The organism is Pseudomonas sp. FP2300 (assembly GCF_030687595.1).
In the GTDB taxonomy this organism is placed as follows: domain Bacteria; phylum Pseudomonadota; class Gammaproteobacteria; order Pseudomonadales; family Pseudomonadaceae; genus Aquipseudomonas; species Aquipseudomonas bijieensis.
Map to the genome: position 1 here is coordinate 3,493,897 of NZ_CP117440.1, position 20,350 is coordinate 3,514,246.

Sequence of the window (20,350 nt, forward strand, 5' to 3'; positions counted from 1 at the left end):
ATGGCCCGTCAATCCCACCACCAGAGTGACTTTTTTCGAGATTGGGACTGCCGGACCTCAGGCTGGGGGCATCCTTTTCAAACCATCCAAAGCATGCCCTCAGATGTGCCCCCAATTTAGCAATCCACCGGAAGTGAATGGAGCTCCATGGTTGGTGGAAAGGCTGAAATGATCAGATAACAGCCTGTCCGGTGAAACCTAGAGACTCTCCGGATCCCCAAAAAACATCTGAATCCGCGAACGCAACCAGCGTTCCCCCGGGTCGTTGTCCTGGGATCCGCGCCAGGCCATGTGCAGTTCGAAGCTGCGCACCGGTATGGGCGGGTCTTCGGCGCGGACGCCGCCGGCGGCGGTCAGCGCGTCGGCGGTGTAGTCGGGTACGGTGGCGACGATGTCGGTGCCCGACAGCAGGGTGCTCAGGCCGTTGAACTGCGGTACGGCCAACACCACATGGCGCTTGCGGTCGAGTTTCGCCAGTTCTTCGTCGATGAAGCCGCTCAAGTCCCCTGCGAAGGAGACCAGGGCGTGGGGGCGAGCGCAGAATTCGTCCAGGGTCAGTCGGCCCGGCGCGGTGTCGGCCCGCAATACTTTGGGCAAGCTGCGACGCAAGACCTTGCGCTTGGCGTTGGCCGGCAGGTCGTCGGTGTAGCTGACGCCGATGGAAATTTCACCGGAGGCCAGCAAGCTTGGCATCAAAATGTAGTTGACCCGGCGCACCACCAGCACAATGCCGGGCGCTTCAGCCCGCAGGCGCTTGAGCAGCATGGGCAGCAGGGCGAATTCGGCATCGTCCGACAGGCCAATGCGAAATACCGAGGTGCTGGTGGCCGGGTCGAATTCCGCCGCGCGGCTGACTGCCGTGGAAATCGAATCCAGGGCTGGGGAGAGCAGGGCGAAGATCTCGACTGCCCGGGCCGAAGGCTCCATGCTGCGGCCGGTGCGCACGAACAACGGGTCATCGAACAGGCTGCGCAGGCGCGACAGCGCGGCGCTGATGGCCGGTTGGCCCAAGAACAGCTTCTCGGCCGCGCGGGTCACGCTGCGTTCATGCATCAATGTTTCGAACACGATCAACAGGTTCAGATCGACACGCCGCAGGTCATTACGATTCATCTGGGGTCCTGGCAGATTCGGCAAGCTTGACGTGAGCGGCCATATGGGAACAATGGCCGGCATGAATCTTACGGGGAAAGGCTGGTACTCTGCACCGGCTAATTGCGTTTTCTTAGGTTAAGTCCTACAGGATTGGTTGGTTTTTCTTACTGCGGAATCAATGACAGGCATGTCGACTATTAATAGCCACTGATGGTCTTGGGTACAAAGCCCGGATAGAGTTCATGGCATTAGAGGTTACTTTGACGAGGTTTGCGATGTCCCGCACGATCCGTTTTCACAAGTTTGGTGGTGCCGAGGTGCTCAAATGCGAAGAGCATGCGGCGGCTCTTCCTGCGCCAGGAGAAGTGCAGGTCCGCGTCGAAGCGATCGGCATCAGTTGGTACGACACCTTGTGGCGCCAGAACCTGGCATCTTCCCAGGCGCGCCTGCCTTCCGGCCTGGGCCATGAGATGGCCGGGGTAGTCACGGCTGTCGGCGATGGTGTCGATGATCTGGCCGTGGGCGACAAGGTCGCCAGCTTCCCTGCCGAGAGCCCGAACGATTATCCGGTGTACGGTGAAGTCATCGTGCTGCCACGCACCGCCCTGACCCGTTATCCCGACGTGCTCAGCCCCATCGAAGCTGCCGTGCATTACACGCCGCTGCTGATTGCGTACTTCGCCTACATGGACCTGGCGCGGGTCAAGCCGGGGCAATTCGCCCTGGTGACCGATGCCAGTCATTGCGCCGGTCCTTCCTTCGTACAGCTGGGCAAGGCCCTGGGTGTGCGGGTGATCGCGGCCACCAAGACGGCTGACGAACGGGAGTACCTGGTGTCGCTGGGCGCCGAGAAGGTCATCGTTACCGAAGAACAGGACTTGCTGATGCAAATCAACAAGCTCACTGACAACCGCGGCGTCGATGTAGTCTTCGACGGCCTCGGCGGGCCGCAGATGTCGCTGCTCGGCGATGTATTGGCGCCTCGTGGCAGCCTGGTGCTGTATGGCTTGCAGGGCGGCAACCAGACACCGTTCCCAGCCTGCGCGGCGTTCCAGAAGAACATTCAGTTCTTTGTACACTGCATCGGCAATTTCACCGGCAAGCCGGAACTGGGCATCCTCCAGGACCATGTGGCTTTGCAACGAGCACTGCGGGATATCAATCAATTGACCGCCGATCGCGTGCTGTTGCCACTCAAGACTCGGGTCTTCCCGTTCTCCGAGTTCGTCGAGGCTCACCGTTACATGGGCGAGTGCCCTTGCCGTGAGCGCGTTGCCCTTCAGGTCGTCGACCCGGCCTGAACCCCCTGTCTTGCGCAAGAGTCATCACCTCGGCTCTTGCGCTGCCGTCCTGATCCCCATCCTTTCTTACGGCAGTTCCTGCCTGGCGGGGCTGCGTTCGTAGCTCGCCATTTCGCGCCCTGAATTGCCTGCCCCGGTTCGCTCAAAGACTGAGACGGTTTGTCGGCCAACATCTGAACTGGTTTTTGCCCTCAATCTGTATCTTCTAATCAGTGTTTAAGTCTTGATAATTGAACGCTGATTTCCATATCAAGGAAGAAGTCGTGGTGCGGTATAACTTTTTCGAAGGTCCTCAACCTTCAGGGCGCATTCAAAAGGCAACGGGCATTAATTGGTGCGAGGCTATCTATCGACCCTGGAGGAAACAGGGTGGGGTAGAGCATCAATTAAAGTTCGGCAAGTTCTTTATTTCTCGTGCTCATTATCTGTGGGACGTTGTCGGAATTCTCCTAGGACGCCCCGGTCAGCCGGCAAGAGCCCCGTTTTTAAAGGCTCCCGGCGGAGACCAGAAAGGGCGAAGGCCGACTCCCGGCATATGTGTCAAATAATTACGACAAGCGATGCTTGAGCGTATTGCTAATACTCTTTGAGTACTAGAACAACCCATCTAGACCAACACGTCGCGCAGTCACGTTGGTGCGGGTGCGACGCCGATAGTTGAATTTCCAGGTAAATGGCTATGAGTGCAATTCATGAGCAGGCAATGACTCACGTGTATCAACAGATATTGCAACGACTGTCGGGTTTTTATTCCCGGGCAGAACGTACCGCGTTGCAGCTTTTGATCCAGCGTTTAATTGTCGCCGCCGGAGGCATCGACCGGATTGGCGATTATCGTGTGTTGACGGTCCAGAACGGGAGCAGGGAGAGTTTTTATGTGCTGACCGCCTTGCGAGCCGCACAGCTGAGCATCGCCGGGCGGCATCCAGTGACCTTCGCCTTGCGCGTTGCCACGCCACGCCTGAGCGAGACCACCCAGGCGACGCTGGAAAACATCCACCGCTGCTACAGCGCGCTGTTTGTCTATGATGACCCCCGGGTCGAATTGCTGATGGCGGATAACCGCGAGGTGTTGCCGTTCAATCACCGGCAGCCCTTGTCGGTGGCGGGGCACGAAGCCAATCGCATGGACCTGCTGGTCCTGGGACACCTTCGTACGGCCGACAGCCCCCTGGAGATTGGCGATGACGGCTACCTGGCGATGGCCGAGTTCTACCGGCACATGGCCCGCTGGGAGTCTGGCGTGGATTCGTTGGTCAGCAGCGATACGCCGCGCCAGCAAAAACAATTCATATCGGGCCTGCGCCGCGCCACCCGCAAGATCGGCCTGCTGACCGACCACCCTTGCGGTTTCGACAACCTCTTTGCCCATCTCGACACCCTGGGCGGTGATGTCTACCGGCATTTCTATGGTCCGGATCGCCTCGATGCGTGGCGGCCCGAGGGCCATTTCGAGGCCTGCCGGCGAGTGGGCCACGTCGGCATCGACGACCTGATCGTCGATCGTTCGGAGGGGACCAACTGGCCGCTCTTCAACGAGTTCCTGCGGGTGCAGACCGAAGGTCTTGTCCCATCAGCGCCTGAAAACGAGTATCTCAGCCCGCTGCTATCGGCTCATTTGCATGGCCTGCAGGCCTGCTATCTGCAAGGCCGCAGCTATGAAACGGGCTACGGGGACTACGTGCAACGGGCGATCATGATCATGCATCGCAAGCAACTGCCGGAGCACGCCTGCGAACAGGCTCGGGCGCTGTTCGGCTCTCCGTCGTCGATTCCCGAGCGTCGTGCCTACGCCGCTCTCGAGGCGCAAAAGATCCTGGGGCTCAGCGAAACGCAATTGGTGTGCATGCTGTTCGCTCCCTTCGTGGGACAGGGCACTGGCCTTGAGCACTTTCTGCGTTGCTGCCATCCCGGCATGCTGGTAGCGATGCCGGACCTGCACAAGGCCATGCAGGGCGCGACCGTCGCCGATCAGATAGCGCAGTGGATGGTCGATGTCAGCGGCCTGCCCATCGACATCCTTGGCAAACTGTACCGGGCGAGTGCCTCCCTGCCGGAACAACCGGAAATTACCCCGAGCGACGATCTTCAGCAGGCCATTGACGACGTAGACACTGCAGAAGCCGAACCGGCCGTCGATGAGCGGCACGAACGCTCGGCAAGGCATTGAGGAACGAGGTTTGACTGACTCATCTACCTCGTTCCAAGTCGTTGCCCCCTGCGTTACGACAGGACTGGCCACGACCTGCGCTCCCGGCCTGAGCCGATGAAAGGCTGCCGGGAGACGGACTTCGCCTACCAGGCGGTTTATCGATACCTGACCACGCTGATCAACGAGCTGGAGGTGGATGCGCGGGTTCGTCTGCCGTCGCTGCGGCAACTTTCCGAACGTCTGAACGTGTCGATATCGACCATCCAGTACGCGTATTCGCTGCTGGAGAAGGAAGGGCGGGTCTATTCGATCGCCAAGTCCGGTTACTACGCACTACCCGCGCCCAGCATGACGACCCTGGACGGCGGTGACGATTTACTCGAGACCCTGTACGTCAACGCCCGACGGCCAGGTATGCAGGTGCTCAGTGCGGATGAACCGGCGTCGATGCAGCCATTGGACAGCCCGTTGTTGTTGCTCGAGCGCGAATTGCTGCGCCAGTACCCACGCTCCCCGCAGGCGCCTTCGCAACCCTGGGGCGAGCTGGAGCTTCGCAACGCGCTGGCTGCCCGCTATACCTCCTCACCGGCCCGTTGCTGGAATGCCGATGACGTCTATATTGGCGCCGACCTGCGGGGCGCCCTGGAGATCCTGATCGCAGTGCTGGCCCTCAGGGGCGCCGTGGTGCTGATCGAATCACCCTGCGATTGGACAGTGTTGCGCCTGCTGCAGGCGGCGGAGGTCCACGTCATCGAATTGCCGCTTGCGGCCCAGCAATGTGGCAGCTGGCACCTCCGCGTCACCGTGGCTGGTCCTGCTGTCTTGGGCTTCAACGAGTGGCACGTGTTGGCAATCAGCCAAGCGATCTGCCTGTACCGCGAGGCCCAGGGCATTAACGGGCCATTGTTCGTCGGTATCGACACCCACGCGCTGTCGACCCCGGCCGGTGCCAGCGCGCTGGAAGTGTTCGCGGCCAACGGTGTGACCGTCATGATCGCCGAAGGTGATGAATACACCCCGACACCGGCGGTTTCCCACGCCATTCTCTGCTACAACCGTGGCCGCACCTCGGGCCTGGCGGACGGTATCGTCATCACGCCGTCCCACAACCCGCCGCAAAGTGGCGGCTACAAGTACAACCCTACCAACGGCGGCCCGGCCGACACCCACATCACCAAATGGATCGAAGCCAAGGCCAATGAACTGCTGGCCAACCAGCTCGCCGGCGTCAAGCGCGTCAGTTACGAGCAAGCCCTGAAGGCCGACACCACCCACCGTCACGACTACGTCAACACGTACGTGGCGGACCTGATCAATGTCATTGATTTCGATGCCATTCGCTCCGCCGGGCTGCACCTGGGCGTCGATCCGTTGGGTGGCGCAGGCGTGCGCTATTGGCCGGCCATTGCCGAGCACTACCGCCTGGACCTGGAAGTGGTGAACACCCACGTGGATTCCACTTTCCGCTTCATGACCGTCGACTGGGACGGACAGATCCGTATGGACCCGTCCTCCAGCCATGCGATGCAAGGGTTGATTGGCCTGAAGGAGCGCTTCGACGTGGCCTTCGCCTGCGATCCGGACCATGACCGCCATGGCATCGTGACGCCGTCCGGCGGCCTGTTGGCGCCGAACAATTACCTGGCGGTGTCCATCGACTACCTGTTCCAGAATCGCCCGCAATGGCGCGCCGATGCCGCCGTGGGCAAGACGGTGGTCAGCAGCGGCCTGATCGATCGTGTGGCCAAGCGCCTGGGTCGTCGTCTCTACGAAGTGCCGGTGGGCTTCAAGTGGTTTGCCGACGGGCTATTCGATGGCTCCCTGGGCTTCGGCGGCGAAGAAAGCGCCGGGGCTTCGTTCCTGCGCAAGGATGGCGGCGTCTGGAGTACCGACAAGGATGGCTTGATCCCGGCGTTGCTGGCCGCTGAAATGACCGCGCGCACCGGTCGCGACCCGAGCCAGGCCTACCGCGCCCTGACCGATGAGCTGGGCGAACCGTTCTCGGTACGCGTCGATGCCAAGGCCAGCCCGCAGCAGAAGGCGCTGTTGAGCAAGCTATCGCCCGATCAGGTGGCTTCCACCGAACTGGCCGGGGAGAAGATCCAGAATATCCTCAGTCATGCGCCGGGCAATGACCAGGCCATTGGCGGTTTGAAAGTCATGACCGAAAACGGCTGGTTCGCGGCGCGCCCATCCGGGACCGAGGATATCTACAAGATCTACGCCGAAAGCTTCATTGGCGATGCGCACCTCAAGCAATTGGTGGATGAGGCGCAAACGTTGGTGGATGGGGCTATAGCCAGCAAGTGATGTGGGCTTGTGGCTAGGGAGCTAGCTCCCTAACCACAAGAGCGGCCGCGCAGGTTAGGCGAGGTCTACGAGAACGATTTCGCTGTCTTCGATGGCGGTCACCTGCAACACCTGCTCGTCTTCAATCGCAACACCGTCTCGAGATTTTGCGCGCAACCCATTGATTTCTATCAATCCAGTGGCCGGCACCAGATAGGCCCGACGTGCGGCGTCCAGTCGATATTCGACACTTTCACCCGCCTTGAGATTGGCCGCCACCAGGCGCGCGTCGGCGCGAATGCGCAGGCTTTGGTCATCGCCGGCCTTGCCACTGGCCAAGGTCACGAAGCCTTCACGCGAATCCTTGGGAAATGGCTTGGCGCCCCAGGACGGTGCCAGGCCTTCCTCATTAGGAATGATCCATATCTGGAAAATACGCGTGGCCGTCGATTCCAGGTTGTACTCGCTGTGGGCAATCCCGGTGCCTGCGCTCATGACCTGCACATCACCAGCCTCTGTACGGCCCTGGTTGCCCAGATTGTCCTGGTGGGTGATCGCGCCTTCACGCACATAGGTGATGATTTCCATGTCCCGGTGCGGGTGTCGAGGAAAACCGCTGCCGGGGGCGATGACATCATCGTTCCAGACCCGCAAGTTGCCCCAGTGCATGCGCTGTGGGTCGTAGTACTCGGCGAACGAAAAATGGTGGTGGGCATCCAGCCAGCCGTGATTGGCGGCGCCCAAGGTGGCGAAGGGCCTGAGTTCGAGCATGTTCGTGTCCTTTTCCGCTGAGTGCGAAAACGATGGTTGATGGGGCTATTTTCGCCAAGGAAATCATCGATAAAAAGCTTAAAAAGCGCGTCAAAACCATCGTTTATTTAGATATAAAATCGCGAGCTCACTTTCACTTCATCACCTAAACCCATGACTTAAAAGCTTTTGGGTGGCACCTGGCGGCAAATACAGACACCATAGCCGTCATGGTTCATGAACACCGGAGTTCCCAGCGTGGCGCAACACACTCCCGATCTTCCCCCCGAGCTTTTATCCCTGGCCCAGATGCCGCTGTTCAAGCGCCTGGCCGCCCGGTTCTTCGGCCATGGGCTGACGCGCCTGCGCGCCCAGCATCGAGCATCCTGGTTGCATGGCCAGGCCGACGGCTTTCGCAGCGGTCATACCGCCGGTTTTGACTATGGCTACAAGGAGGGCCGGGCCGAAGGGCTTGAGGAGGGGCGTCAGGTCCTGTTGATCCGTGATTCGCGCAGCACGGAGCATCCGGCACCGCAGGTCGATGACTTGCTGTTCGATGACTGGCACCTGCCGCTAACCGCCGGGCTGAAGAAGCGAATCAAGTCGGATGTCGCCCGATTGCTGCCGGCGCACGCGCAACCAAGTGCCGCGCAATGGAAGATGATTTTCAGCGACACGCCATCGACCTCGGTGGTCGCCGGGGCCGGTGCGGGCAAGTCCACGACCCTGGTGCTGCGCATTGTGCTGTTGTCTCATTACCTGGGTTTTGAACTGGACTCGATGACCGTGGTGACGTTTACCCGGGAATCGCGCAAGGATTTCATCCAGAAACTGATCGAAGTGTTTGGCCTGTGGGGACGAACCGTCAGCCTCAAGGAAGCCCGTGATCTGGTGCGTACGTTCCATTCACGTATCTTGCCTATGGTCCGCAGTCTGCCCGGGTTCGAACGGCTCCAGGCCTTCGAGACCCTGAGTCATCGTGCCGAAGCGGGTGACGATGATGCCCAGGGCAATCCGTTCGATTTACGCATCAACGACGCCCAACGCCAGCAGCTCAACGCCTGTTACTACAACCTTTATCAACGGGACGCGCGTTTTCGTGAGCTGATCCAGCCGTTGTCCCGCCACGCCCTGCAACTCAAGGAGCTGGAGCGTGATCATCCGGATGTGCAGAAACGGGTCGCGGTGACCGAGCTGGCAGCCCAGCGCGACGAAGAATTGTGTGACGCCATCGAAGACCTGTGGTTTCGCGCCGGTGCCTGGCCGATCAAGGGTATCGAGCCGAAGCGACAAACGTTTGAGATCAATGGGTCGACGTTCCACTGCCATGGCTACGCACCCTCCCTGGATGCCTGGGTGATACTGGGGTTCGATCCGCGGGAAGACGCACGCCTCAGTCGTCCAGGCGCCAAGTTGAGCATCCGTGCAGAATGGGCGGTAAAGCGAACCCTGTTTCAAGCTTTCTGCCGTAAGCCACTGATATGGCTTGAAAGTTATGAGGCTTCAAAGCGTGTATTGGCTTCGATGGCCGGCGATGCCAGCGCAGGGCCGGGATTCGATTACAAGGTCAAGGGCGAGTTGGGTTCAGCGCCATTGCTGGACTGTTTTGTCGCGGCGGCAGGCTTTATCGAGAACCTTGGCCTGGACGTCCCGGATGCCGTGGGCCGGATGTCCTTCGCCCAGGACGACCCCGATCGGTATTTCTTCGAGGCGTTGAGTCGCTACTGGCGGGCGTTCGAAGATCATCTGCTCGATCAATCCCCGCCGGTCATGACCTATAACCGTATGTTCGCGCTGTTCAGCGAGCACTCGCCGGAAAATTTCAAGTTGCTGGGAGATGCGTTGCTCAGGCCGCTTTCGCACCTGATGATCGACGAGTTCCAGGACGTGTCACCGCAGATCGTCTCCTGGCTTCGAGCCAGTCTTCGGGAAATCCGCCGTCGTGGTCCAGCGATGCACGTGGGGCGTGGCGCCCAGCGTTCTTCCTTGTTGTGTGTCGGGGACGATTGGCAATCGATCTACGGCTGGCGCGGCAGTTCACCGAGCTATTTCATGGCGTTCAACAAGCAATTCCCGTCGCCGACGACGACCCGGGTCATGCTCACCGACAACTATCGCAGCCACCAGCACATCATCGATGCGGCTGAACACATCGTGCGCGCCGCCGCGGCTATTCCTGGCAAAAAAGCCAAGGCCAGCGGCAGGGCTCGCTCGCTGAGTCCGGTCAACGTGCTGGATCGAGACGACGAAGGGCTGGCGCTGCGGCTGGAAGAGCACTATCGCAAGGGCGATTCGATCTTGATGCTGTATCGAAAAAGTAGCGATAAATTATTGATAGGAAAGTATATTCAACCAATAGTTAATGTGGATTCTAGCTTGCCGTACGATGCACGACGGATCCGGCAAATGACTTACCACAGTGCCAAGGGGCTGCAGGCCGATGCGGTGTTCCTGTTGGGTGACTGTCAGCACTTGAGCAGTTCTCCCTACAAGAACCAGGTCTATCGAATGGCTGGGCTGGGCCAGGATGGAGATGCCGAACCTTACGACACGGCGCAAAAGGACGAGATCCTGCGTTTGGCGTATGTGGGGATCACTCGTGCGGTGCAGCATTGCTACTGGTATGTCGATGGGCAGGATGGCCAGGCGGCCAATGGGCCCAAGGCTTCGGATCGTGTTGCTGCGGACAAGGCCTTTTTTGCTGACCATCGTCGTAAAGGATAAGGGGGCTGTTTCCAGGTATGGGTATGGTGTGTATATCCGTTTCTTCGGTAACAGATATGTACCAATCCATCCAAAAAAAACGGCACCTTCCATTAAAAATGGGAGGCGCCGCCTTCACGTATGCTCAAGCTACCAGTATTTCCCTGTCAGGAAGCAAACCGCCGCAACCCCACCGGTGGCACAAAGGCTTCCAGCTCGGCCTCTACCGCCTCGATTATTCGTTCCACATCCGGCGCATTCATCACGGTCGCGCAGGGAATGCCCGCAATGGCGATCATGGTCTCGCCGCTGGCACGGTCAAACAGCCGGGCAACCATACTGCCAGGCGCATCCATGCTCGCTTCGAAGCCCATGGGATGGAAGTGCCAGCGCATCAACTGGCAAGCGTTGGGGAACGTAACCTTGCTGAAAGAACCTTTATTCATGTGTTGCCCGCCTTCTTCAATCGAGCGCTTCCTTTTGCTCAGGTCAGGAAGGAAGAGCCATCATGGCTCTACCAGTGAGAACTAAAAATAGCACCTGAAAATGAACCTCATGTGGATTTTTTCAGTCCGTTTTGCGATTGGTTCATTTTTTTTGATCTGGATCACGACTTAAGCGGCAATGTTCAGAATGCCATCACGCTTGGCCAGGGTTGTCCCGGGGCTCGGGTAATGGCTCTGGTACGCGGCATTTCCAGGCGATGCCCAGGGCCAGGGCTACCATCGCCAGGGCGACGGCGAAGGTCGTGTGCAGCCCCTTCGTCACTGCCTCCGCACCGGCACGGGAGATGTCATTCGTCGCTATCGCAGTCGCAAACACGGCGCCAAGCACGCAAGCTCCGGTGAAGAACCCCAGGTTGCGCGACAGGTTCAGCAGCCCGGCGATGACGCCTCGGCTCTGGGCCGCCACATCGGCCATGACTGCCGTGTTGTTGGCCGTCTGGAAGAACGCGTAGCCCAGGGTCGTCACCACGATGGCCATGACGTAACCGAAAATACCAAGGGCAGGGGGAACCAGTGACAGCATCAGGCAGCCGAGGGCCATGGTCGCCAGGCCGGCGAGTCGCATGGGTATTACGCCGAAGCGATCCGCCAGGCGACCGGCAGGGACTCCCGCCAGCGCCGCGACGGATGGCCCGGCCGCCAGCACCAGCCCGACAAGGGCCGCAGGCAGCTCGAGGGCGATGGACAAGTAAAATGGCCCGACCAGCAGCGTCGCCATCATGACCGTCGCGACCAGGGCGCTGGTCGCCAGGCCAGAGACCAGCAACCGGTCGCGAAAGACGACCAAGGGAATCAGCGGCGACACCGCCCGGGACTGGGCCCGAATGAACAGCCCGCCGCCCAGGAGCGCGATCAGCAGCAGGGCGACATTCAACCCGCCAAAACTCCCACGCCCGGAGGTCATGGCCAGGGCATAGGCGGCAAGCGTTATCGCCAACAGCAATGTCCCGGTTACATCGAAGCGTTTTCCTTCGGTTTTCGGTGGCACTTGCCGCACCGGCAGCGAGTACCACGCCAGCCCCAGCGTCAGCAGGCCGAGGGGGAGATTGACCAGGAACAAGGCCTGCCAGCCGAACCCGCCGATCAACATGCCGCCAAAGGACGGTCCAAGGGCCGTGCCCACCGCCGACAGCGTTGCCAGCAACCCCATGGCGCTGCCGGTTTTTTCCTGGGCGACCGTTTCACCGACCAGGGCCAGGGTCAGCGTCATCATGATCGCGGCTCCCAAGCCTTGCAGCGCCCGACCTGTAATCAGCCACCAAAGCGAGGGCGCCAGGCCGCATACCGCCGAGGCCAGGGTGAACAGGACGATACCGCCCAATAGCAGCTTGCGCCGGCCCATCAGGTCCCCCAAGCGGCCGACACTGACAATCAGCGTGGTGATCGCCAGTAGATAGGCCAGCACCACCCATTGCACTTGCTGGAAGGAGACATCGAGTGCCTGGGCCAGCGTGGGCAGGGCCACCGCGGCCACGCTGGCGCCAAGGGACGCGAGCAGCGTCGAAAGCGCAAGGCTTGCCAGGGCCCAACGAGGTGACAGGTGTCGGTGTGCGGGCGCGGTTGTCTGCCGGTTTTGTTGCGTATTGACGGGTCTCATGGGGTTACCTGTATCCGTGGCGCTCGAAACGGAGCTGTCAGAACGTTACGCCTGGGCATAACATGGCGGAAGACGCAGCATTTGCATGTTATAGCTGCACCAAACGCCATCTCTGCGAGATCCAACTATGTCCTCGCCCGACCTCAATTTGCTCGTCACCCTCGATGTGTTGCTCTCGGAAGGCAGCGTGGCCCGGGCCGCCCGGCGCTTGCGGCTCAGCCCGTCGGCCATGAGCCGGGCGCTGGCAAGGCTGCGTGAAACCACCGGCGACCCACTGTTGGTGCGGGCCGGGCGAGGGCTGGTGCCGACACCTCGTGCGTTGGCGTTGCGCGAACAGGTAAGCGACCTGGTACAGCAGGCCCAGGCCGTGCTGCGGCCAGTGACGACACCGGATCTTGGACGCTTGAACCGTACCTTCACGTTGCGAACCCGTGAGGGGTTCGTGGAAAACTTTGCCATCGACCTGATCAGCCGCATCCGCGAGCAAGCCCCCGGCGTGCGGCTGCGTTTCGTGGAAAAGACCGATCGGGACAGCACGGCGCTTCGCGAAGGTACCGTGGACCTGGAGACCGCCGTCGTGGACAAGGACACCAGTCCGGAGCTGCGTACCCAGGCGTTGTTCAGCGACCGCTTGATTGGTGTTGTGCGTGCGGGGCACCCGTTGAGCCAGGCGGCGGTGAGCGCTGCGGGTTATGCGGCGGGCGGGCATGTGGGCGTCTCCATGCGCGGCCTGGATCATGGCCTCATCGACCAGGCCTTGGCGGTGTTGAACCTGTCTCGGGAAATCGTCACCACCGTGCCAGGTTTTTCCTCGGCGCTGGGGTTGGCCCGCTCAAGCGAGCTGATTGCCAGCGTGCCTGAACGCTACACCGCGAGCCTGCGGGTCGGCCTGCACAGTTTTGTGCTGCCGTTTCCGGTGCCTGAATTCACGATCGCCATGCTCTGGCATCCGCGGATGGACGCCGATCCTGTGCATCGCTGGCTTCGGGGCTGCCTGCGGGAAGTATGCGCGCGTAAAACCGTTAAGGTTTAGTAGATATTAATTAATAGCATTTCGCTGGCACTTAGTTGGCGAAAGTGCGACGCCGTCCGCAATTGGCTAGTTATCGTTATTTAATATTTAAATAGAATTTTGTCTGACAATCCGCAACTCAGACAGTTGAGCATGCGCACTAAGCAGGGAGAAACCTATTGTTTATTGGCGTTAAGGGGCAGGGCGTGAAATTGAACGAAAAAAATGACTAGACGTTTGATTTCCAATTGTGTCAGGTTTCTTACGTCCTCATTGGGCGAGTGATAGGACGATCTCGCCAGAGATCGTCTGTCTGACTAAAACTGTTCCATTAGCAAACAAGGAAGTGTGTTTATGTCGAAAGTCAAAAGCAGTGCTATTGATTCTGCCGAACAACTCCTCTGGGCGCCGCAATCGTTGGCGGCACCCAGTAATGCGTTCAACCAGATCAATAGTTTCAGCCACCAATACGACCGCGGTGGTAACCTGACCGTCAACGGCAAACCGTCATACTCCGTCGACGAGGCGGCCACTCAATTGCTGCGAGACGGCGCGGCTTACCAGGACCGGGACGGCAGCGGCAAGATCGAGCTGACCTACACCTTCCTGACTTCCGCCTCTTCCAGCACCATGAACAAGCATGGGATCAGCGGCTTCAGCCAGTTCAGCGCGCAGCAGAAAGGCCAGGCCGCCCTGGCCATGCAATCCTGGGCGGACGTGGCCAATGTCACCTTCACCGAAAAAGCCAGCGGTGGCGACGCTCACATGACCTTCGGCAACTACAGCGGCGGCCAGGATGGCGCGGCGGCGTTCGCTTATCTGCCGGGCACTGGTGCCGGCTATGACGGGACCTCCTGGTACCTGATCAACAGCAGCTACACCCAGAACAAAACCCCGGACTTGAACAACTACGGCCGCCAGACCCTGACCCACGAAATCGGTCATACCCTCGGCCTGGCCCACCCAGGCGACTACAACGCTGGCGAAGGCAGCCCGACCTACGATGACGCCACGTATGGCCAGGACACCCGTGGCTACAGCGTCATGAGCTACTGGAGCGAAAGCAATACCAGCCAGAACTTCAGCAAGGGCGGCGTCGAAGCCTATGCCTCCGGTCCGCTGATGGATGACATCGCGGCCATCCAGAAACTCTACGGTGCCAACACCACGACCCGTACCGGCGATTCGACCTACGGTTTCAACTCCAACACCGGGCGCGATTTTCTCAGCGCGTCTTCGTCGTCGGACAAAGTGGTGTTTTCGGTATGGGACGCCGGCGGCCGCGACACCCTGGATTTCTCCGGCTTCACCCAGAACCAGAAAATCAATCTCAATGACGCCTCGTTCTCCGACGTTGGCGGCATGGTGGGCAACGTGTCCATCGCCAAGGGTGCAGTCATCGAAAACGCCATCGGCGGCTCGGGCAGCGATCTGCTGATCGGCAACGCGGTGGCCAACGAGCTCAAGGGCGGTGCTGGCAACGATATCCTCTGGGGCGCCGGTGGTGCAGACAAACTCTGGGGCGGTTCGGGTTCGGACACCTTCGTGTTCGCCGCCAGTTCCGATTCGCGGCCGGGGGCGACGGACCAGATCCTCGATTTCGTCAGCGGCCTGGACAAGATCGACCTGACCGGTATCACCAAGGGCGCAGGCCTGCACTTTGTGAGCGCGTTCACCGGTGCGGCGGGCGATGCGGTGTTGTCGACATCGGGCGGCAACAGCCTGCTGTCGGTGGATTTCTCCGGGCAAGGCGTGGCGGATTTCCTGGTCAGCACCGTGGGCCAGGCAGCGGCCTCGGATATCGTGGCCTGATGTCCATGTCCCGTGGGGGCGGATGCTCCTGCGGGATCCCGGCCAGGATGAAAGCTATGCGTAGAAAATTCATGCCCAGTAGCGTCCAGGCAATCGCCGGGTTATTCGCTACGCTGATGATGTTTTGTGGAGAAAACGCCATGGCGCGCAGCCTGTTGTTAGTTGAACCCTCGCAGTTGGCCGGTCAGTGGCAGGCCGTTTTGTCGAGCCCGCAGGACAATGCGCAAACCCAGGCGATGCAGGACAAACCGTCCAACAGTTGCCTCGTCGAACTCAAGTTGGACCAGACCTTGGGTGGGCAAACCGATTGCCTGGGCCACTGGTTGGGGGATGAACCGGTGCGTTGGTTCACCGAACCCGACGGTCTTTCCCTGATTGGCAGGCAAGACTCCAGGACTCACCTGGGGCTGCGCCAGGGCGATCATTATCAAATGACGTTGAAGTCCGGTTTGATACTCAGGCTTGAACGGAATAAGTCCCAGAGCGCTCATTAACGAGTGAGTACAGTTGATCCGTGATCGAAGCACGTTTGTTTAAATGCACGCGTGTCTCGATACGCGTTTGGCTGTGGGCCAGAACAATAATTGAAGATTGGTAAGTTGAACTAATGGCCGGTTCGCTGGCGAAGCCAACAGCAAGGAAGATCATGAATAGGGCAAGGAGCGCTGCCGCGGTGCCGCTGTTTAAAGCGCTGGGTGATTATAAAAACATTCTGATCAGTGTCGGTTGTTTTACCGCGCTGATTAACGTCCTGATGCTTGCGCCTTCGATTTATATGCTCCAAGTGTATGATCGCGGGTTGTCATCGCAGAACGAGACCACGCTGGCCATGTTGTCATTGATGGTAGTGGGCTTCTTCGTGTTCATCGGGCTGCTGGAAATGGTCCGCAGCTTCGTGGTCATCCGCATTGGCAGTCAGTTGGAGAGACGCCTCAATCTCCAGGTGTACAAGGCCGCGTTCGAGCGCAATCTGCGCCAAGGTGAAGGCAACGCCGGGCAATCCCTGGGCGACCTCACGCATATTCGTCAATTCCTCACCGGGCCGGCGCTGTTCGCTTTCTTCGACGCGCCGTGGTTTCCCATCTATCTGCTGGTGATCTATCTGTTCAACGTCTGGCTCGGCGTGTTCGCCTCCGTTGGCACGCTGCTGCTGATCGGCCTGGCCTGCTTGAACGAAGCCATGACCAAAAAAGCCCTGGGGCAAGCCAGTGTCTACTCGCAACAGTCCAGCCAACTGGCGGCCAGCCACTTGCATAACGCCGAGACGATCCAGGCCATGGGCATGCTCGGGGCGCTGCGCGGTCGCTGGTTCGCCGTGCATTCACGGTTTCTCGGCCTGCAGAACCAGGCCAGCGACACTGGCGCAGTGATCAGTTCCTTGAGCAAGACCCTGCGCCTGTGCCTGCAATCACTGGTGCTGGGCTTGGGCGCACTGTTGGTGATCAAGGGTGACATGACCGCCGGGATGATGATTGCCGGGTCGATCCTGATGGGGCGGGTACTGAGCCCCATCGACCAGTTGATCGCCGTGTGGAAGCAGTGGAGCGGCGCCAAACTGGCTTACCGTCGTCTCGACGCGCTGTTGCAGGCGTTTGCGCCCCAGGACGATGGCATGACGCTGCCATCGCCCAAGGGCCAGGTGAGTTTCGAACACGTCAGTGCCGGGCCGCCAGGACAACGCAACGCGACACTGCAACAGGTCAGCTTCAGCCTGGCCGCGGGGGAAGTGCTGGGTGTGCTGGGGGCGTCCGGTTCCGGCAAGTCCACCCTGGCCCGGGTACTGGTGGGTGTGTGGCCGACCCTGGCGGGTACGGTACGCCTCGACGGGGCCGACATTCATCGCTGGAATCGTGACCAACTCGGCCCGCACATCGGCTATCTGCCCCAGGACATCGAGCTGTTCAGCGGCAGCATCGCCGAGAACATCGCCCGGTTTCGCCAAGCCGACCCGCAAAAAATCGTCGCCGCCGCGCTACAGGCCGGTGTCCATGAACTGATCCTGCGCCTGCCCCAGGGCTACGACACGGTGCTGGGGGAGGACGGCGGTGGTTTGTCGGGCGGGCAGAAACAACGGGTTGCGCTGGCCCGGGCGATGTATGACCGGCCGAGCCTGGTGGTACTCGACGAGCCCAACTCCAACCTCGATACGGTCGGCGAAGCGGCGCTGGCCAGCGGCATCGCCCAGATGAAAGCCCAGGGCACCAGCGTCGTGCTGGTCACCCATCGCTCCTCGGCACTGGCCCAGGCTGACAAGCTGCTGGTGCTCAACGAAGGCCGGCTCCAGGCCTTCGGGCCAAGCCAGGAAGTATTGCGGGCTTTGTCCGGGCAGTCGGAATCCCAACGGGACAAACCCCAGGCAGCCCCCAACGGACTGAGCATGAGCCGTCAGTACCAGGCCGCCAGTAAACCCGGTGGCGTATGAGCAAGGATCGCGACATGAAGCTGGAACAGTCTCACGACTTCGTGCGCCCGGAGCGCGACGCCGGTTTTTTTACCCGCCTGGGTTGGGCCTTGGCGCTGATTGGCGCGGGTAGTTTTTTCACATGGGCCAGCCTGGCTCCGCTGGACCAGGGCATCCCCGTGCAAGGCACCGTGGTGGTTTCAGGCAAGCGCAAGGCAGTGCAATCGATGAGCAGCGGCGTGGTCAGCCGGATCCTGGTGCGTGAAGGCGAGGCGGTGAAGCAGGGCCAGCCGCTGTTTCGCCTGGACCAGACCCAGGCTGCCGCCGATGTGCAATCGCTGCAGGCGCAGTACCGGATGACCTGGGCCAGCCTGGCACGCTGGCAAAGCGAGCGGGACAACCTGCTGCAGGTGAGTTTCCCGGCTGAGTTGAGCCGCGATCCCGATCCAGGCCTGGCCCTGGTGCTCGAAGGCCAGCGACAACTGTTCAGCAGCCGCCGCGAAGCCTTCGCTCGGGAGCAGGCAGCGTTGCGCGCCAATATCGAAGGGGCCACGGCGCAGTTGGCGGGCATGCGCCGGGCCCGCAGCGACTTGACCGCCCAGGCTGAATCCCTGCGCCTGCAACTGGGCAACCTGCAGCCCTTGGCGGACAACGGCTACATCCCGCGCAACCGGCTGCTGGACTATCAACGCCAACTGTCGCAAGTACAGCAGGAACTGGCGCAGAACAGCGGCGAAAGCGGGCGTGTGGAGCAGGGGATCGTCGAGTCGCGCCTGAAGTTGCAGCAACATAACGAGGAATACCAGAAAGAGGTGCGCAGCCAGTTGGCCGACGCCCAGCTCAAGAGCGAAACCCTGCAACAGCAACTCAAATCCGCCGGGTTCGAGTTGCAACACAGCGAAATCCTCGCCACTGCCGACGGCATTGCCGTGAACCTGGGGGTGCACACCGAAGGCGCGGTGGTGCGCCAGGGCGACACCCTGCTGGAAATCGTGCCCCAGGGCACGCGGCTGGAGGTGGAAGGGCACCTGCCGGTTCACCTGATCGACAAGGTCGGCCCGCATTTGCCGGTGGACATTCTGTTTACCGCCTTCAACCAGAACCGTACGCCAAGGGTGCCAGGGGAAGTCAGCCTGGTGTCCGCCGACCAGATGCTCGATGAGAAGACCGGCGCGCCGTATTACGTGCTGCGCAGCAGCGTCAGCGACGTGGCGATGGACAAGCTCAACGGCCTGGTGATCAAGCCCGGCATGCCGGCCGAGATGTTCGTGCGCACGGGCGAGCGCTCGTTGCTCAACTACCTGTTCAAACCGCTGCTCGACCGAGCCGGCTCTGCGTTGACCGAAGAATAAGGATGTCCGGCGGTATGAAGCGTTTCTATTGGGTGGCCGTGCTGGCCGTTTGTGCGTGCAACAACGCCTGGGCCATGGGGCCCTTCGAGTTCTACGAGCAGGCCCTGCGCAATGACCCGGTCTACCTGGGCGCGATCAAGGAGCGCGATGCAGGCCTGGAGAACCGCGCCATTGGCCGCGCCGGGCTGTTCCCGCACTTGGGCTACAGCTACAACAAGGGCCGTAACCAATCCAAGGTCACTTATCTCAACGACCGTGGCGCCAGCCAGCATGACGATCGCAACTACAGCAGCTACGGCTCCAGCCTGACACTGCAACAACCCCTGCTGGACTACGAGGCGTACGCCGCCTACCGAAAGGGCGTGGCCCAAGCGTTGTTCGCCGACGAAAGTTTTCGGGGCAAGAGCCAGGAACTGCTGGTGCGGGTGCTGAGCCATTACACCCAGGCACTGTTCGCCCAGGACCAGATCGACATTGCCCAGGCCAAGAAAAAAGCCTTCGAGCAGCAATTCCATCAGAACGAGCATTTGTTTCGCCAGGGCGAAGGCACGCGTACCGACATCCTCGAGGCGCAGGCGCGCTACGAACTGGCAATCGCAGAAGAGATCGAGGCGCGCGATGAGCAAGACGCCGCCTTGCGCGAGCTGGGCTCGCTGATTGGCGTCCCGGCCCTGGATATCGGCGACCTGGCCCCTTTGCACGACACGTTCCAGACCTTTGCCTTGCAGCCGGCCAGCTTCGATACCTGGCATGAATTGGCGGTGAGCAATAACCCCAACCTGGCGTCCCAGCGCCAAGCGGTGGACGTGGCGCGTTTCGAGGTCGAGCGCAACCGCGCCGGCCACCTGCCCAAGGTCAGTGCCTACGCGACAATGCGCCAGAACGAGTCGGAAAGTGGCAACACCTACAACCAGCGTTACGACACCAACACCATCGGCCTGGAAGTCAGCGTGCCGCTGTACGCCGGCGGCGGGGTCTCGGCGTCGACCCGCCAGGCCAGCCGCAACATGGAACAGGCCGAGTACGAGCTGGATGCCAAGACCCGTGAGACGCTGATCGAACTGCGCCGTCAGTTCAGCGCCTGCGTCTCGGGTGTGAACAAGCTGCGCGCCTATCAGAAGGCCCTGAGTTCCGCCGAAGCACTGGTGATATCCACCCGGCAAAGCATTCTTGGTGGCGAGCGGGTCAACCTCGATGCGCTCAATGCCGAGCAACAGCTCTACACCACCCGCCGCGACCTGGCCCAGGCCCGCTACGACTACCTCATGGCCTGGACCAAGTTGCATTACTACGCCGGCACCCTCGGCCCGCAGGACCTGGCGAAGGTGGATGAGGCGTTTGTATCCCGGACAGATACTCAATGACTGACCGGTAGATGTT

13 protein-coding genes and 2 pseudogenes are annotated in these 20,350 nt (G+C 60.6%); 11 read left to right on the plus strand and 4 right to left on the minus strand.

Going from position 1 to position 20,350, the window contains the following annotated elements:
• Positions 1-198: 198 nt before the first annotated feature.
• Positions 199-1,113 carry a LysR family transcriptional regulator gene (locus tag PSH86_RS15615; RefSeq protein WP_109754039.1) on the minus strand — a complete coding sequence of 305 codons (915 nt, stop codon included), beginning with the start codon at positions 1,111-1,113 and terminating at the stop codon, positions 199-201.
• A 257-nt stretch (positions 1,114-1,370) separates the two neighbouring features.
• On the opposite strand from PSH86_RS15615, the gene PSH86_RS15620 reads away from it, so the two are divergent.
• The 4 genes and pseudogenes from PSH86_RS15620 to pgm all read left to right on the plus strand — a co-directional run.
• Entirely contained in the window at positions 1,371-2,396 is a 1,026-nt protein-coding gene (locus PSH86_RS15620) for a zinc-dependent alcohol dehydrogenase family protein (RefSeq protein WP_305483687.1), read from the plus strand.
• 679 nt (positions 2,397-3,075) lie between these two features.
• Positions 3,076-4,566 carry a hypothetical protein gene (locus PSH86_RS15625; RefSeq protein WP_109754041.1) on the plus strand — a complete coding sequence of 497 codons (1,491 nt, stop codon included), beginning with the start codon at positions 3,076-3,078 and terminating at the stop codon, positions 4,564-4,566.
• Between the two features lie 96 nt (positions 4,567-4,662).
• Positions 4,663-5,328, plus strand: a pseudogene (locus PSH86_RS15630) (GntR family transcriptional regulator); the annotation flags it as partial.
• A gap of 42 nt (positions 5,329-5,370) precedes the next feature.
• Positions 5,371-6,858 (plus strand): annotated as a pseudogene (gene pgm / locus PSH86_RS15635) (phosphoglucomutase (alpha-D-glucose-1,6-bisphosphate-dependent)); the annotation flags it as partial.
• 54 nt (positions 6,859-6,912) lie between these two features.
• Here pgm and PSH86_RS15640 read toward each other — a convergent pair.
• On the minus strand, positions 6,913-7,608 hold the full coding sequence (locus PSH86_RS15640; protein WP_305483688.1) for a pirin family protein: 696 nt from the start codon (positions 7,606-7,608) through the stop codon (positions 6,913-6,915).
• 237 nt (positions 7,609-7,845) lie between these two features.
• Between PSH86_RS15640 and PSH86_RS15645 the strand changes: the two genes are divergently transcribed.
• Positions 7,846-10,311: a UvrD-helicase domain-containing protein gene (locus tag PSH86_RS15645; protein WP_305483689.1), complete on the plus strand. Its 2,466-nt coding sequence runs from the start codon at positions 7,846-7,848 to the stop codon at positions 10,309-10,311.
• Positions 10,312-10,457: 146 nt separating this feature from the next.
• Here the strand turns inward: PSH86_RS15645 and PSH86_RS15650 are convergent, their stop codons facing one another.
• Together PSH86_RS15650 and PSH86_RS15655 are read right to left on the minus strand one after the other, a co-directional pair.
• Positions 10,458-10,736: a DUF1652 domain-containing protein gene (locus PSH86_RS15650; RefSeq protein ID WP_003201764.1), complete on the minus strand. Its 279-nt coding sequence runs from the start codon at positions 10,734-10,736 to the stop codon at positions 10,458-10,460.
• Between the two features lie 193 nt (positions 10,737-10,929).
• Positions 10,930-12,393, minus strand: coding sequence for an MFS transporter (locus PSH86_RS15655; RefSeq protein WP_305483690.1), 1,464 nt, complete (start codon positions 12,391-12,393; stop codon positions 10,930-10,932).
• A gap of 127 nt (positions 12,394-12,520) precedes the next feature.
• Here PSH86_RS15655 and PSH86_RS15660 point away from each other — a divergent pair, with 127 nt between their 5' ends.
• The 6 genes from PSH86_RS15660 (at position 12,521) to PSH86_RS15685 (ending at position 20,334) form a co-directional block, all read left to right on the plus strand.
• Positions 12,521-13,426 carry a LysR family transcriptional regulator gene (locus PSH86_RS15660; protein WP_109754047.1) on the plus strand — a complete coding sequence of 302 codons (906 nt, stop codon included), beginning with the start codon at positions 12,521-12,523 and terminating at the stop codon, positions 13,424-13,426.
• Between the two features lie 333 nt (positions 13,427-13,759).
• The gene (locus PSH86_RS15665; RefSeq protein WP_305483691.1) at positions 13,760-15,217 is read left to right on the plus strand and encodes a serralysin family metalloprotease; all 1,458 of its coding nucleotides are present in this window, start codon (positions 13,760-13,762) and stop codon (positions 15,215-15,217) included.
• A 71-nt stretch (positions 15,218-15,288) separates the two neighbouring features.
• Positions 15,289-15,711, plus strand: a complete 423-nt coding sequence (locus tag PSH86_RS15670; RefSeq protein ID WP_109754271.1) for an AprI/Inh family metalloprotease inhibitor — start codon at positions 15,289-15,291, stop codon at positions 15,709-15,711.
• 152 nt (positions 15,712-15,863) lie between these two features.
• Positions 15,864-17,639 carry a type I secretion system permease/ATPase gene (locus PSH86_RS15675; RefSeq protein ID WP_305483692.1) on the plus strand — a complete coding sequence of 592 codons (1,776 nt, stop codon included), beginning with the start codon at positions 15,864-15,866 and terminating at the stop codon, positions 17,637-17,639.
• Positions 17,636-18,970, plus strand: coding sequence for an HlyD family type I secretion periplasmic adaptor subunit (locus tag PSH86_RS15680; protein WP_305483693.1), 1,335 nt, complete (start codon positions 17,636-17,638; stop codon positions 18,968-18,970). The genes PSH86_RS15675 and PSH86_RS15680 overlap by 4 nt, the downstream gene beginning before the upstream one ends.
• A 14-nt stretch (positions 18,971-18,984) precedes the next feature.
• Complete coding sequence (locus tag PSH86_RS15685; RefSeq protein WP_305483694.1) at positions 18,985-20,334, plus strand: TolC family outer membrane protein; 1,350 nt, start codon at positions 18,985-18,987, stop codon at positions 20,332-20,334.
• Positions 20,335-20,350: the final 16 nt, after the last annotated feature.

What these genes read in the sequence shown, in the direction of transcription:
- PSH86_RS15665 (WP_305483691.1), top strand. Translation starts at nt 13,760, where the DNA reads ATGTCGAAAGTCAAAAGCAGTGCTATTGATTCTGCCGAACAACTCCTC.
- PSH86_RS15670 (WP_109754271.1), top strand. Translation starts at nt 15,289, where the DNA reads ATGCCCAGTAGCGTCCAGGCAATCGCCGGGTTATTCGCTACGCTGATG.
- PSH86_RS15625 (WP_109754041.1), top strand. Translation starts at nt 3,076, where the DNA reads ATGAGTGCAATTCATGAGCAGGCAATGACTCACGTGTATCAACAGATA.
- PSH86_RS15660 (WP_109754047.1), top strand. Translation starts at nt 12,521, where the DNA reads ATGTCCTCGCCCGACCTCAATTTGCTCGTCACCCTCGATGTGTTGCTC.
- PSH86_RS15650 (WP_003201764.1), bottom strand. Translation starts at nt 10,736, where the DNA reads ATGAATAAAGGTTCTTTCAGCAAGGTTACGTTCCCCAACGCTTGCCAG.
- PSH86_RS15680 (WP_305483693.1), top strand. Translation starts at nt 17,636, where the DNA reads ATGAGCAAGGATCGCGACATGAAGCTGGAACAGTCTCACGACTTCGTG.
- PSH86_RS15620 (WP_305483687.1), top strand. Translation starts at nt 1,371, where the DNA reads ATGTCCCGCACGATCCGTTTTCACAAGTTTGGTGGTGCCGAGGTGCTC.
- PSH86_RS15685 (WP_305483694.1), top strand. Translation starts at nt 18,985, where the DNA reads ATGAAGCGTTTCTATTGGGTGGCCGTGCTGGCCGTTTGTGCGTGCAAC.
- PSH86_RS15675 (WP_305483692.1), top strand. Translation starts at nt 15,864, where the DNA reads ATGAATAGGGCAAGGAGCGCTGCCGCGGTGCCGCTGTTTAAAGCGCTG.
- PSH86_RS15640 (WP_305483688.1), bottom strand. Translation starts at nt 7,608, where the DNA reads ATGCTCGAACTCAGGCCCTTCGCCACCTTGGGCGCCGCCAATCACGGC.
- PSH86_RS15655 (WP_305483690.1), bottom strand. Translation starts at nt 12,393, where the DNA reads ATGAGACCCGTCAATACGCAACAAAACCGGCAGACAACCGCGCCCGCA.
- PSH86_RS15615 (WP_109754039.1), bottom strand. Translation starts at nt 1,113, where the DNA reads ATGAATCGTAATGACCTGCGGCGTGTCGATCTGAACCTGTTGATCGTG.